Origin of the sequence: uncultured Kushneria sp. (genome assembly GCF_947497025.1) — a bacterium.
GTDB lineage: Bacteria > Pseudomonadota > Gammaproteobacteria > Pseudomonadales > Halomonadaceae > Kushneria.
In genome coordinates, this window is sequence record NZ_CANMFC010000005.1 from 107052 (window position 1) to 120364 (window position 13313).

Genomic DNA, 13313 nt, shown 5'->3' on the forward strand with positions numbered 1-13313 from the left:
ATGCGAGCGTTTGAACTCGAAAGTGTCGAGGCCATCGATCAGGCCGTGAGCCATCGCCGTGTCCATGATGGCGAGGCCTTTATTGCCGGTGGCACCACGCTGCTGGATCTGGTCAAGCTGGATGTCATGCAGCCCGAGAAGGTCGTCGACGTGAGCCGACTGCCACTCAAGCGCATCGAGACACTGGAAGATGGCCGTCTCAAGGTGGGCGCGCTGGTCTCCAATACCGAGCTTGCCAAACACGAGATCGTGATGCGCGACTATCCGGTGCTCAGCGAGGCGCTGCTCTCCGGTGCCTCGACCGGTCTGCGCAACATGGCCTCCACTGGTGGCAATGTCATGCAGCGCACCCGCTGCCCCTACTTCCGTGATCCGGCCATGCCGTGCAACAAGCGCGAACCGGGCACGGGCTGTTCGGCCATCGAGGGCATCAACCGCAATCACGCGGTACTGGGTACCAGCGAGCATTGCATCGCTACGCACCCCTCCGACATGTGTGTTGGCATGGTCGCCGCCGGCGCCACGCTGGTACTGGAGGGCCCCGATGGTCAGCGCGAGGTGGCCTTTGAAGACTATCACCTGCTGCCGGGCGACAGCCCCGAGCGTGAGCATGATCTGAAGCCGGGCGAGCTGATCACCCACGTGATACTTGATGCCCCGCGCAGTGGCGGCCAGCACTATCTAAAGCTGCGTGATCGCGCCTCCTACGAGTTTGCGCTGGCTTCCTGCGCCGCGATCGTCAACCTGGACGGTGACAACATCAGCGAGGTGCGCCTGGCACTGGGCGGTGTGGCCACCAAACCATGGCGTGCTGATGCTGCCGAGGCCGTGCTCAAGGGCCAGCCGGCCACGCAGGAGAATTTCGAGCAGGCCGCAGAGGCTGCCTTCAATGATGCCGTCGCCTATAGCCATAACGGCTTCAAGATCACGCTGGGCAAGCAGGCCATCGTGCGTGCGCTCAGAGACGCTACCGCTGCCGCCCGCGGCTGATCACGGAGAGATCACATGACCACCGAAACACAAAAGCCGCAGCGCGTTGACGGCACGTTGACCAGCATCGGTCAGAAAAAGCCGCGCATTGATGGCACGCTCAAGCTGACCGGCGGTGCCGACTATGCCGCCGACCGCAATCTGCCCAACCAGACCTGGGGCTATCCGGTCTCCAGCACCATCGCCAAGGGGCGACTGGTCGCGCTGGAGCTGGATGAGGCGCTGGCAATGCCAGGCGTGCTGGATATTTTCCACCACGACAACTTCGATAAGCTCAGCCGCTCACCCAACGATTTCGCCGCGGCCAACAAGGTCGGTGAGTCGCGTCTGCCGTTTGAAGACAACGAGATCTACTATCACGGCCAGTACATTGCGCTGGTCGTGGCCGACACCTTTGAGCATGCCCGCGCGGCGGCCAGAAAGGTCAGGGCGCAGTACGAGAAAAGCGATGATCAGCTCACTGACATCCTCGCTCTCGACAGCGGTCAGGGTGATCTGCCGGGCGAGGACGTCCCGGGAGACGCCAGCAGCCGCGGGGATGCCGACTCGGCGTTTGAATCAGCCAGTATTCAACTCGATCAGCGTTACTCGATCGCCCACGAAAACCACAGCGTCATGGAAATGCACGCCTCGGTGGCGCAGTGGGAAAACGACATGCTGACCGTGTACGAATCCTCCCAGGGCGTGGTCTTTCAGCGCAATGCGCTGGCAAAGATCTTCGGCATCCCGCAGGAGAAGGTCACGGTCATCTCGCACTTTATCGGCTCGGGCTTTGGCAGCAAGCTCTTCATGTGGCCACACGCCGTCATGACGTCCGTGGCTGCCCGTCGCCTGGGTCGTCCGGTCAAGACGGTCGTGCCGCGCGAGCTTGAATATCTCAACACCGGCTATCGCCCGACCTCGCTGCAGCGTGTTCGTCTGGGCGCCGATGACAGCGGCAAGCTGCTGTCCATCCATCACGACGGCTGCAACGAGACGTCGCCGGCCGGTCTGCACGATGACACCGTCAGCGGTGCCACCCCCAGCATGTATGACTGTGACAACGTGGCCGTGACCAATCGGCTGGTGACGGTCAACAAGGGTGCGCCGACGTCCATGCGGGCACCGGGTGAAGCGTCAGGCGCCTTCGCACTGGAAACGGCGCTGGATGAGCTGGCCGTCAAGCTCGAGATGGATCCGCTTGAGCTTCGCAAGAAGAACTTCGCGGAGAAAGACCCGGCCGCCGATCTGCCCTGGTCGAGCAACCACCTCAAGGAGTGCTGGGACAACGCGGCCCAGCGCTTTGGCTGGAACAAGCGCAACCCGACGCCCGGGGCGATGAAGGACGGTGACGAAATCATCGGCTACGGCATGGCGACCCAGAGCTGGGAAGCGATGCGTCAGCACTGCAGCGCACGCTTTGGCTTTCGCGATGACGGCACACTGCTGGTCGCCTGCGGCACGCAGGATATCGGTACCGGCACCTATACGATCGTGGCGCAGACTGCTAGTGAGATGACCGGCGTGCCCATCGAGATGATCGATGTGCGCCTCGGGGATTCCTCGCTGCCGTCGGGCCCGCTTTCCGGGGGCTCGTTTGCCACGGCGACCGTGCTGCCGGCAGTCTCCGCGGCCATGAAGGAAGCACTTGCCGAGCTCAAAACGCTGGCCACGGCTGAAGGCGGCGTGTTTGAAAACGTCGATCAGGACAGTATCACCCTCCGTGACGGCCGGCTGGTCAGCGGTGACAACAGCATCGAGATTGCCGAGCTGCTGCGCCAGAACCGGATCGGATTGGTCGATGGCGAGGCGAGCACGAAGCCCGGCGACGAGCAGGATCAGTACAGCTTCCGCTCCTTTGGCGCCGTGTTCGTGGAGGTGCGTTGGGATCCGGGCATTTCGCGCCTGCGCGTGGCGCGCGTCTGTTCGACCATCGATATCGGCCGCGCCATCAACCCGCTCACGGCAACCAACCAGGTCGAAGGCAGCATCGTGATGGGCATGGGCATGGGGCTGTTCGAGCAGATCGAATACGACGCTCATGGCTATCCCTACAACAACAGTCTGGCGGACTACGTCGTGCCGGTAAATGCCGACATGCCGCAGATTGAAGTGGAGCTGCTCGACTATCCCGACTACCTGCGCAACGAGTTTGGTGCGCGCGGCGTGGGCGAGGTCGGCCTGACCGGCGTGGCGGCCGCCATTTCCAACGCGGTCTACAACGCCACCGGCAAGCGCATTCGCGATATGCCGATCTCGATCGAGAAACTGCTGGCCTCCTGAGTCCTACGCGGTAACTCGTGACCAACGGGCCGGCTCCTGCAGAGGAGCCGGCCCTTTTATCAAATGCCATCTTCCCGGGATGAGTCGGCCTGAACAGGGTCTGAAAGCCCCTCGCCTGTCGCTGGCAATCTTGCTGCTGCCGGTCCAGGCTTGAATCGTTCGCCAGCAAACGAGTTGCCCGGCCACTACTGATGTTCCACACCATTTCAGAGCGCCCGAAGGCGCCATTACTGGCAGCCGACACTGCCAGAACTCATATCGACCGTGACGAGACAGGGTGCGATACAACACCAATGCCCTGATGCAATGAGGAGTGACACATGAGTGATCACCACAACAATGAAGGATTGGGCGTCGAGACCTTTGATGCCCGTTCTCCCTCCAGGCGACGTTTTCTCAAGACCATGGGCGCCTCCAGTCTGGCGGCCGCTACGGCGCCGGCCTGGGCGCAGATTGCCCAGGCCGGGCAGCAGCAGAAGGAGCCCGTCGAGCCGCGCGATGATGGCGCCCCTGCCGAGGGCGAGCAGCAGATCCAGCTCACTGTCAACGGCGTGGCACATACCCTGAACGTTAAACCCAACGCCGTACTGCTCGATGTGCTGCGCGACCGTTTGATGCTGACCGGGACCAAAAAGGGCTGTGATCAGGGCCAGTGCGGCGCCTGTACGCTGCTGGTCAATGACACGGCGATCAACTCGTGCCTGTCGCTGGCGGTTTCTCACGATGGGGATGAAATCACCACCATCGAGGGGCTCTCACAGGGCGATGAGCTGCATCCGGTACAGGTCGCCTTCTGGGCCCACGATGCCTATCAATGCGGCTACTGCACCTCGGGGCAGATCATGAGCGCCGTCGCCATTCTCAACGATGACAACATCGGCAGTGATGATGCCTCGGTGCGTGAGGCAATGAGCGGCAATATCTGTCGCTGTGGCGCCTACAAGAACATTCTGGCCGCCGTGCAGGACGCCCGCGGCAAGATGGAAGGAGCGAGCTGATGCGCGAATTCGACTATGCGCGGGCCGACAGTCCCCGTCAGGCGGTATCGACCCATGGCCGCAGCGAGCAGGCCGCCTATCTGGCCGGTGGCACCACGCTGCTGGACCTGGTCAAGATCGACATCATGCGCCCGGATCAGGTGGTTGACATCAACCGGCTCGATCTCAACCAGATCGAAACGCTCAATGATGGTCGTACCCGCATCGGCGCGCTGGTAACCAATACGGCGCTTGCCCGCGATGACCGGATCAAAAATGAGTACGCCGTGCTCAGCGAGGCACTCTTGTCAGGTGCCACCACGCAGCTGCGCAACAAGGCCACCACCGCCGGCAACGTCATGCAGCGTGTGCGCTGTCCGTACTTCCGGGATGGTGTCTCGAGCTGCAACAAGCGCGAGCCGGGCTCGGGCTGTGCCGCCATCAAAGGTCACAATCGCAGCGTGCACGCCGTACTCGGCACCAGCGAGCAATGCATTGCTACCCACCCGTCTGACATGTGCGTGGCCATGGCCGCCATCGGCGCGACGGTCACGGTCGAAGGCCCGGACGGCCAGCGCGATATCGGCTTTCTCGACTTTCACCTGCTGCCGGGTGATACCCCCGAGCGCGAGCACGCCCTCAAGCCGGGCGAGCTGATCACCCACGTGACGCTGGACGCGCCGCTTGAAAACAGCCGCTCGGGCTATCTCAAGCTGCGCGACCGCGCCTCCTATCAGTTTGCACTGGCCTCGAGTGCCGTGATCGTCACGCTGGAGGGCGACACCATCACGAACGCTCGCGTGGCGCTGGGCGGGGTGGGGACCAAACCCTGGCGGGCCCTTGAGGCCGAGAAGGCGCTCAAGGGCCAGAAGATCGGTGAGGCGAGCTTTACGCATGCCGCCGGGATCGCGTTCAAGGGCGCCACACCCTACGCCCACAACGCCTTCAAGATTCCGCTGGGTCAGCAGGCCATCGTGCGCAATCTCACCACCCTGACGGCGCAGGAAGACAGGAGAACGTCATGAGTGACAGCATCATTGGCGCAGGTCCGAAACGCATAGACGGCCAGCGCAAGGTCACCGGCGCGGCCCCCTACGCCGCCGATCATCATCCCGACAACATGGCCTATGGCTATGGGGTCTTCAGCACCATTGCTCGCGGCACCGTGACCGGGCTGGATCTGGACGCTGCCCGCCAGTCTCCGGGCGTGATTGATATCTTTCATCACGATCACTTCCCCGAGCTTCACCGTTCGCCGTCCTCGATGGCCCAGGGCAACAAGGTCGAGGAGACCCGCCTGCCGTTCGAGGACAATCAGGTCCACTATGAGGGCCAGTTCGTGGCGCTGGTAGTGGCCGATACGTTTGAAAACGCCCGTGCCGCCGCGCGCAAGGTGGGTGTAAGTTATCAGCGTGATGACAACGCGATTGCCAATCTTGATCAGGGCGTGAAGGCCCACGGCACGCAAAAGGGACAGGGCAACCACGAGCGTGGTGACGCGGCCGGGAATTTCGACGGCGCTGCCCACAGCATCGATGTGACCTACACCACCCCGGTGGAAAACCACAACCCGATGGAGATGCACGCCTCCGTGGCGAGCTGGGAAGGCGATCGTCTGACCATCTTCGAATCCTCCCAGGGGGTGGTGCAGCAGCGCGGGGCGCTGTCAAAAATCTTTGGCATCCCTCAGGAGCATATCCGGGTGGAATCACCGTTTATCGGCTCGGGCTTTGGCTCAAAGCTCTGGATGTGGCCGCATGCGGTGGCGGTTTCCGCTGCCGCGCGCGAGATCGGCCGTCCGGTGCAGCTGGTGGTGCCCCGTCAGCAGATGTTTACCACCACCGGCCATCGCCCCGAGACGCGCCAGCGCATGCGTCTGGCCACCGATGAGCGCGGTCGGCTGGTGTCGCTGCGTCACGAGTCGATCAACACGACGTCGTTTACCGACCAGTATGTCGAGACCTGCGGCAGCGTCACCAAGAGCCTCTATTCGTGCCCCAATCTTTTGGTCAGTCACGAGACCACCCGGGTCAACCGCGGCACGCCCACCTCGATGCGGGCGCCGGGCGCCGCGCCCGGGCTGTTTGCGCTGGAGTCGGCCATCGACGAGATGGCGCTGGCCGCCGGCGTTGATCCGCTCGAGTTTCGCATGAACAACTACGCCACCCGCGACGAGAGTCAGGATCTCGACTTCTCCAGCAACCATATCCGTGAGGCCACCGAAAAGGCGGCCGAGAAGTTCGGCTGGCAGGATCGCAATCCGGAAGTCGGCTCAATGCGCGACGGTCACGAGATCATCGGCTACGGCATGGCCGCCTGTAACTGGGAGGCGATCAAGCGCGAGTGCGAGGCGCGGGTCTCCCTGCGCGCCGATGGTACGGCCTATGTCACCTGCGCCACCCAGGACATCGGTACCGGCACCTACACCATCATTGCCCAGACGGTCAGCGAGCTGACCGGCCTGCCGCTGGAAAAGATCACCGTGCGCCTGGGGGATACCAGCTATCCGAAAGGGCCGATTTCGGGCGGTTCCTGGACCACGGCGACCACACTGCCGGCCATCGCCGCCGCCACTCGCGAGGCGATCAAGGAGCTCAAGGGCTACGCCACCGGTGAGAAGGGCGACTTTGCCGGTGTCGACAGCGATAGCGACAGCCTCACGTTCGAAAATGGACAGCTGACGCATGATGGGCAGAGCGTGGACTACGTTGACGTGCTCAAGGGCCAGAAACTGGCCAGCGCCGACGGCCACGCGCATACCCAAGGTGCCGATGACAAGTACTCCTATCGCTCCTTCGGGGCGCATTTCGTGGAAGTACGCTGGGACCCGGGCATCTCGAATCTGCGCGTTTCCAGAGTCGTCAGCGCCATTGATGTAGGTCGTGTCATCAACTCGATGACCGCGCGCAACCAGGTGGAAGGGGCGATTGTCATGGGGCTGGGCATGGCCCATTTCGAGGCGACCGAGTATGACGCGCGCAATGGCCGGCCGGTGAACAACAACTACGCCGAGTACGTGGTGCCGGTGCATGCCGACCAGCCGCCGGAGGTCGATGTGATTTTGCTCGACTATCCTGATCTGGCGTTCAACGAGTTTGGCGCCCGTGGGATCGGCGAGATCGGGATTACCGGCATGGCCGCGGCGGTGGCCAACGCGGTGTATCACGCCACCGGCAAGCGCATCCGGGATCTGCCGATCTTCAAGGAGAAGCTGATGGAAAACGTCCCCGAAGTGCAGTCGGCGTAAGCCCCTGTTCGGACGATCTTCACGCCGGCGTCCTGTAGAAAGGCGCCGGCGTTTTACATGTCATGACCCTGGTCCACCGGGTCACCTGCACGGAAGCCTGTCATGCCGATCAATCATCTGCGTCACCATGAGCGTTTTGACTACCGCCCGATCACCGACCGGGACGATTTTCGCTGGCCGGGCGATACCCGTCTGGCGGTCTACGTGGGCGTCAATCTGGAACACTTTGCCTTCGGCGAAGGGCGCGGCCCCGGCATTGCACCGCCCGCGCCCGAGGGCGAGCCGGACGTGCTCAACTACGCCTGGCGGGAGTACGGCAACCGCGTGGGCGCCTGGCGCTTTCTGGAAATGCTGGAGGCGCTCTCCCTGCCGGCCGGTGTGATCGCCAACACCTCGATTCTCGATCACTGCCCGGAGCTGCTGGAGGCCTTCGTCGCCCGCGGCCACGAGCTGATCGGCCACGGCCATACCAACGCCGAGCGCCAGGGGCAGATGTCTTCAAGTGATGAGGCCGCGCTGATCGCGCGCAGTCGCGAGCGTCTGGCGGCCCACTTCGGCACGCCTCCCGAGGGCTGGCTCTCGCCGTGGATTTCGGAAAGCGATCGCACCCCGGATCTTTTGCAGGAGGCGGGATTTTCCTACACGCTCAACTGGGCGCACGACGACCGACCCGTTGCCATGCGCACCCGTCACGGCCAGCTGTTGTCGATTCCCTATCCGCAGGAGTTGAACGACATTCCGACCATCTCGACCCACCGGGTCAGCATGAACGAGTTTGCCACCATGATGCGCGATCAGTTCCTCGAGCTGCTCGAGCAGTCCCGTCATCAGCCGCTGGTCATGGGCATTGCCCTGCATCCGTGGCTGACCGGCCAGCCCTTCCGGCTGCGCCTGTTGCGCAAGGTGCTCAGCGACCTGGCCGGGTATCGCGAGGCTGAAGGCGTCTGGTGGACCACACCGGGCGCGATCGCCCGTCATGCGGCCCGACAGATCGTTTAACCGAGGGGAGAGCACCATGAACCATGACCCGCAGATAACGCCTCGTGTGGCGATGATCTCGGGGGCCAGCCGCGGCATTGGTGCCGCGATCGCCCGGCGTCTGAGAGCAGAGGGCTGGCAGCTGAGTCTGGGCGTGCGTCGCCCGGAGGAGATCGACCCGGCACTGATCGGGGAGCACGTGCTGGTGCATCCCTATGACGCCACCACCAATGCCTTTGATCAGGCCTGGGTCGAGGCCACGGTGGCGCGCTTCGGCCGCCTGGATGCCCTGATCAACAACGCCGGCATCATGATTCCCAGGACGGTGATCGAAGCCGAAGATGCCGACATCGACGAGATTTTCGACATCAACGTCAAGGCGCCGCTGCGACTGGCGCGTGCGGCCTGGCCGCATCTGAAAAAAACCGGTGCCGGACGCGTGGTCTCGGTGGTGTCCCTGTCCGGACACCGGGTCAAAAGCCCCGGCTCCGGGCTTTACGCCATGAGCAAGTTTGCAGCACTCGCGCTGTCTCACGCGCTTCGAAAGGAGGGCTGGGAAGACGGCGTACGGGCTACCGCGCTGTGTCCCGGACTGGTCGCCACCGACATGGGCGAGTCGGTCGGCAACATGGCCCCCGAGCAGATGACCCAGCCCGAGGATCTGGCCCGGCTGGTGTCGATGGCATTGAACCTGCCCAATACGGCAAGCCTTGCCGAACTCAACGTTAACGCCTCGCTGGATGACTATTACTGAGGCGCCCGGCTGGGACATCCGGCCGCGGTGTCTTTTCAGCCTGTGTCATCGCGGCGATCATGACACGGCGTGGCCGCTCGCTGGCCTCGCCTTATCGAGACGATCCACCCGTGGAGAACAACATGAACGCCCTGAAACGCTGGATGGCCCCGCTTTTTTTGATCGCTCTGAGCGTCAGCGGTCAGGCACTGGCCCACGCCCATCTGAAAGAGGCCACGCCCGGTGACAAGGCGAGCGTCTCTGCGCCGCACGAGATCAGCCTGACCTTCAGTGAGGCCCTTGAGCTGCCCTTCAGCGGTGTCGATGTTGTCAGCACGCAGGGCGATTCGGTCACCCTGGAGGAGGCCCGACTACAGGATGGCGGCAAGACCCTGGTAACGCCGATCGGTGACGCCCTGAAAAGCGGCAGCTACGACGTGCACTGGCATGTGCTCTCGGTCGACGGTCACAGGACGCAGGGGCAGTACCGCTTCGACGTCGCGCCGTGATCGAGCCGGCCACGGCGCTGCTGGTTGCTCGTATCACCTTCAATCTGGGCGCGCTGCTGCTCTGGGGCGGCAGTGCCTGTCTGCTGCTGATCGTGGACCCATCGCTGCGTGACGTGCTGTGGCAGCGCCTGCGCTTCTGGGGGCTGATCGCGGCCGGGCTTGCCTGGCTTGCCACGCTCACTGCCCTGCCGACACTGACCGCCGCGATCGGCAGCGGCTGGGAAGCGGCATCCTCCCCACGGATGCTGACGCTGGTGGTCACAAAGACAGTGATAGGCCACGCCTGGGGCTGGCAGCTGGGGACCATGCTCGTGCTGACAGCGGTACTTGTCATGCGTGTGCTACGGCGTCCGGCGGGTGTCGGCATTGCTTCGGCGCTGATGCTGGCCACGCTGACCGTTTCAGGCCATACGGCGATGCATGAGGGCATGACCGGCACACTGCATCGGCTCAATGACTGGGGGCACCTGCTGGCCGGTGGCTTCTGGCTGGGCGCGCTGGTGCCGGTCGTGATGCTGCTGGGGCAATTGAGGGAGCCTTCAATGCGCGCCGGCGCCATTCAGGCGCTGATCCGGTTTTCCAGCGTCGGGCATCTGGCGGTGGCGCTGGGGGTACTGACCGGTATGGCCAACACCTGGCTGGTGGTCGGGGGCTGGCCGCTGGAGCCGGGCGCCCTCTATCAGCGGGCGCTATGGCTCAAGGTGGTGCTGGTGGGGCTTTTGATGATCATGGCGCTTTATAATCGCTATCGACTGGTTCCCCGGCTTTCCCGGGAAGCGGAGGCGCTGGAGACGCTGCGCCGAATCTCCATCGCGGAAATCATTGTCCTGATCAGTGTGGTCGCGCTGGTGGGCTGGTTCGGCACGCTCCCGCCGGCTCGGGGCTGATCACTATGGGCCTGTCTGGCCCGGGCGCATCAACCGCCGAGAAAGTCTCCCAGGGTCATTTCAAGTGTCTCCCTCGGGATATCGCGGGTAATAAACACCAGCCGCGAGAAACGCTCGTCGCCCGGCCACGCCTCAAGCTCAACCGGCGGATGAAAAAGATGCTGCACGCCATGAATGACCAGTGGTCTTTCGCGACCCTCGATGTCCAGCATGCCCTTGATGCGCAGCATGTCGTGGCCCATCAGGCTGGTGATCAGCGACAGCCACGCCTCGAGCCGTGCCGCCTTGATCGGGCGTTCAAACACGAAGCAGTGGGCGCGGATATGGTCGTCGTGGCGGTTGGGATCAGGTAGCGGCGCCGCCGGTGACATGCCGGTCTGCACTTCGGCGCTGTCAACGCGGGCGAACAGCGCCCCGGGTGAGAGTGTAGGCGCATGCGGAGTGGCGGTGTGCGTGGCGGCCTCGCCCAGCCAGCGCTGGATATCGGCGCGGCGCGTACTCATGTCATCAATCCCCAGTCCCAGCAGGGCATTGGCCTCGATATGGCCGTAATCCAGCAGCGTTTGCGTGGCGCTCGGGTTGATCGCGGCCAGCCGCTGGCGCAGGGCCTCAAGCTGGTCCGTTGAAGCCACATCCTGCTTGGTGATCAGCAATAGATCCGCCATGGCTGCCTGGCGCAGTGCTTCCTCATGGCGATCAAGGGTGGTACTGCCACTGGCGGCGTCCATGACCGTGACAATGCCATCAAGCGCATAGTGGCGTGCGACCTTCGCCTCGCTCATCAGGGTATGGACGATGGGGGCGGGGTCGGCAAGGCCCGTGGTCTCGATGATCAGGCGATCAAACTGGCGCTGCCCTTCGCGCGAAAAGCGCCACACTGCATCCCTCAGGGTCTGTGCCAGATCGGTGCGAATCGAGCAGCAGATACAGCCGTTGCTGAGCTCGATCTGTTCGCCGTCGGTGCTGGCGGTGAACAGCTGATGATCCAGCCCGATCTCACCGAACTCATTGATGATGACCAGCGCGCGCGACATGCTCGACTGCTGCACCAGTTGGTTGAGCAGGGTGGTCTTGCCGCTGCCCAGAAACCCGGTCAGCAGGGTCACGGGGATGCGTTTCGCATTGGGCGAAGAGGTATCGAAATAGGACATGGCAGTGCCTGCAGGAAAAACGAAGGGCGATCAGCGCCGATGTGCAATAATGTTACTTTATAACACTTCCGTCAATCCTTTGCGGCCGGCCATGGTCGTTGCGCGCTCAGGCCTGCGTGGCCGATGCCTCACCGCGGGCTGCGCTGTCCGGAATCGGAAAGACCACGTCATAGACCCAGTTGAAGACAAAGGCGTAAACCACATAAAACAGCGCCAGCGAGGTGACCAGCGGCGCGGCCTCGGCAAGCGTTTGCCCCAGATACAGGGCAATCAGCGGCAGCAACACGCAGATCAGCCCCAACTCGAAGCAGATGGCATGAAACACGCGCATGATCACGGTCTTGTGGACATGGCCGCGCAGGCGTTTGAGGGCGTGATCCACCCCGAGGTTGTAGACATAGTTCCAGATCGTGGCGACCACGGCGCTGATCACGCCAACCATGCCCATGTGGGTAGTGTCCAGCGAGAAGAGCAGATGGCCCAGTGGAATGACGATCAAAAGGCCAATGATTTCAAACATCAGCGTGTGGCGAATGCGGTCAGGTGTTGTACGCATGGTGTTGAGCTTCCGATAAATGTCGATGCGCACTATCATCCATGAAAGTGCCCAGACAAAGTTGGATACCATCTGTTTTATAGATGGGTCCCTGATTGACTCTTTCGTGCAGAGTTATTGATGACCCCAACTCTTGAACAGCTCAGCGCCCTGGTGGCGACCGCCGACACCGGCTCGTTTTCGGCGGCCGCCCGGCGTCTTGGCAAGGCGCAGTCGCTGATCAGCACTCATGTGGCCAATCTGGAACTGGATCTGGGCCTGACGCTGTTTGATCGCAGCGCCCGCCTGCCGGTGCTGACTGCCAGCGGCGTGCGCATGGTCGAGGAGGCCAGAGGCGTTCTGGCCCGGCGTGAGCGCTTTCTGGGCGTGGCGCGACGCCTTGAAGCGCACATCGAGCCGCGCCTGAGCCTGGCCATCGACGAGTTCTACCCCGAGCATCTGATTGGCGCGCTGATGCAGAATTTCGCCCGCCAATATCCAAGCGTCGAAGTCGAGATGCATTTCCCGCTGCTGGAGGATGTCGGACGCATGCTCGAGTCGGGGCAGGCGGATCTGGGGGTTATCTGCCGACCGCAACCCCTGTTCCCGGCACTTGAGACCCGACCGCTGGGTCGCGTGCCGCTGAGGCTGGTGTGCGGAAAGACCCATCCGCTGGCCGGTGAGGCAAGCGTTACGCCGGAGGATTTGAGACAGCATCGCCAGCTGATCGTGGCCACCCGGGGCCAGCCCGGGTCACGGCTGGCCGAGCGCGTTGGGGCGGACGTGTGGTGGGTCGAGAGTCACTTCGTGATGCTGGAGCTGGTCAAGCACGGGGTCGGCTGGACGCTGATGTCGGATCATGTGATTGCGGCCTCGCCGGCCCGCCCCTCGCTGGTCACGTTGACCGCCCCCGCGCTTGAGCGCTGGGTGGCGCTGGAGCTGGGCTGGCATGCCAGTCGCGGGCTGGGGGTGGCGGGCAGCTGGCTACGGGATCGTTTTCTGGCGCAGCCTCTGACCCCACCGGTGCCGCTCGAGCGTGGCTGA

The 13313-nt window shown here is 63.3% G+C and carries 12 protein-coding genes; 10 read left to right on the top strand and 2 right to left on the bottom strand.

The genetic code is table 11. The features are described 5' to 3' along the window. The 9 genes from Q0931_RS10860 to copD all read left to right on the top strand — a co-directional run bounded on the left by Q0931_RS10860 (position 1) and on the right by copD (position 10583). Complete coding sequence (locus tag Q0931_RS10860; RefSeq protein WP_299260163.1) at positions 1-990, top strand: xanthine dehydrogenase family protein subunit M; 990 nt, start codon at positions 1-3, stop codon at positions 988-990. A 15-nt stretch (positions 991-1005) separates the two neighbouring features. Continuing rightward, positions 1006-3252: a xanthine dehydrogenase family protein molybdopterin-binding subunit gene (locus Q0931_RS10865; protein WP_299260165.1), complete on the top strand. Its 2247-nt coding sequence runs from the start codon at positions 1006-1008 to the stop codon at positions 3250-3252. A gap of 320 nt (positions 3253-3572) precedes the next feature. Next, positions 3573-4250: a (2Fe-2S)-binding protein gene (locus Q0931_RS10870; protein WP_299260167.1), complete on the top strand. Its 678-nt coding sequence runs from the start codon at positions 3573-3575 to the stop codon at positions 4248-4250. Next, entirely contained in the window at positions 4250-5254 is a 1005-nt protein-coding gene (locus Q0931_RS10875; RefSeq protein WP_299260169.1) for a xanthine dehydrogenase family protein subunit M, read from the top strand. Before Q0931_RS10870 ends, Q0931_RS10875 begins: the two co-directional genes overlap by 1 nt. After that, entirely contained in the window at positions 5251-7476 is a 2226-nt protein-coding gene (locus Q0931_RS10880) for a xanthine dehydrogenase family protein molybdopterin-binding subunit (RefSeq protein ID WP_299260171.1), read from the top strand. The genes Q0931_RS10875 and Q0931_RS10880 overlap by 4 nt, the downstream gene beginning before the upstream one ends. 102 nt (positions 7477-7578) lie before the next feature. Further along, positions 7579-8475 carry a polysaccharide deacetylase family protein gene (locus tag Q0931_RS10885; protein ID WP_299260173.1) on the top strand — a complete coding sequence of 299 codons (897 nt, stop codon included), beginning with the start codon at positions 7579-7581 and terminating at the stop codon, positions 8473-8475. A 16-nt stretch (positions 8476-8491) separates the two neighbouring features. Beyond that, a complete protein-coding gene (locus Q0931_RS10890; protein WP_299260175.1) occupies positions 8492-9208 on the top strand; it encodes an SDR family NAD(P)-dependent oxidoreductase in 717 nt (238 codons plus the stop codon). A 122-nt stretch (positions 9209-9330) separates the two neighbouring features. Next, positions 9331-9696 carry a copper homeostasis periplasmic binding protein CopC gene (gene copC / locus Q0931_RS10895; RefSeq protein ID WP_299260177.1) on the top strand — a complete coding sequence of 122 codons (366 nt, stop codon included), beginning with the start codon at positions 9331-9333 and terminating at the stop codon, positions 9694-9696. Next, positions 9693-10583 (top strand): copper homeostasis membrane protein CopD, encoded by an 891-nt coding sequence (gene copD, locus Q0931_RS10900; RefSeq protein ID WP_299260179.1) that lies wholly within the window; start codon positions 9693-9695, stop codon positions 10581-10583. Before copC ends, copD begins: the two co-directional genes overlap by 4 nt. A gap of 29 nt (positions 10584-10612) precedes the next feature. Here copD and Q0931_RS10905 read toward each other — a convergent pair whose 3' ends face one another. Beyond that, complete coding sequence (locus tag Q0931_RS10905) at positions 10613-11734, bottom strand: GTP-binding protein (protein WP_299260181.1); 1122 nt, start codon at positions 11732-11734, stop codon at positions 10613-10615. Between the two features lie 106 nt (positions 11735-11840). Then, positions 11841-12290 carry a PACE efflux transporter gene (locus tag Q0931_RS10910; protein ID WP_299260183.1) on the bottom strand — a complete coding sequence of 150 codons (450 nt, stop codon included), beginning with the start codon at positions 12288-12290 and terminating at the stop codon, positions 11841-11843. Positions 12291-12410: 120 nt separating this feature from the next. On the opposite strand from Q0931_RS10910, the gene Q0931_RS10915 reads away from it, so the two are divergent. Next, entirely contained in the window at positions 12411-13313 is a 903-nt protein-coding gene (locus Q0931_RS10915; protein WP_299260185.1) for a LysR family transcriptional regulator, read from the top strand.

What these genes read in the sequence shown, in the direction of transcription:
- Q0931_RS10880 (WP_299260171.1), top strand. Translation starts at nt 5,251, where the DNA reads ATGAGTGACAGCATCATTGGCGCAGGTCCGAAACGCATAGACGGCCAG.
- Q0931_RS10910 (WP_299260183.1), bottom strand. Translation starts at nt 12,290, where the DNA reads ATGCGTACAACACCTGACCGCATTCGCCACACGCTGATGTTTGAAATC.
- Q0931_RS10905 (WP_299260181.1), bottom strand. Translation starts at nt 11,734, where the DNA reads ATGTCCTATTTCGATACCTCTTCGCCCAATGCGAAACGCATCCCCGTG.
- Q0931_RS10890 (WP_299260175.1), top strand. Translation starts at nt 8,492, where the DNA reads ATGAACCATGACCCGCAGATAACGCCTCGTGTGGCGATGATCTCGGGG.
- Q0931_RS10860 (WP_299260163.1), top strand. Translation starts at nt 1, where the DNA reads ATGCGAGCGTTTGAACTCGAAAGTGTCGAGGCCATCGATCAGGCCGTG.
- Q0931_RS10885 (WP_299260173.1), top strand. Translation starts at nt 7,579, where the DNA reads ATGCCGATCAATCATCTGCGTCACCATGAGCGTTTTGACTACCGCCCG.
- Q0931_RS10870 (WP_299260167.1), top strand. Translation starts at nt 3,573, where the DNA reads ATGAGTGATCACCACAACAATGAAGGATTGGGCGTCGAGACCTTTGAT.
- Q0931_RS10865 (WP_299260165.1), top strand. Translation starts at nt 1,006, where the DNA reads ATGACCACCGAAACACAAAAGCCGCAGCGCGTTGACGGCACGTTGACC.
- copC (WP_299260177.1), top strand. Translation starts at nt 9,331, where the DNA reads ATGAACGCCCTGAAACGCTGGATGGCCCCGCTTTTTTTGATCGCTCTG.
- Q0931_RS10915 (WP_299260185.1), top strand. Translation starts at nt 12,411, where the DNA reads ATGACCCCAACTCTTGAACAGCTCAGCGCCCTGGTGGCGACCGCCGAC.
- Q0931_RS10875 (WP_299260169.1), top strand. Translation starts at nt 4,250, where the DNA reads ATGCGCGAATTCGACTATGCGCGGGCCGACAGTCCCCGTCAGGCGGTA.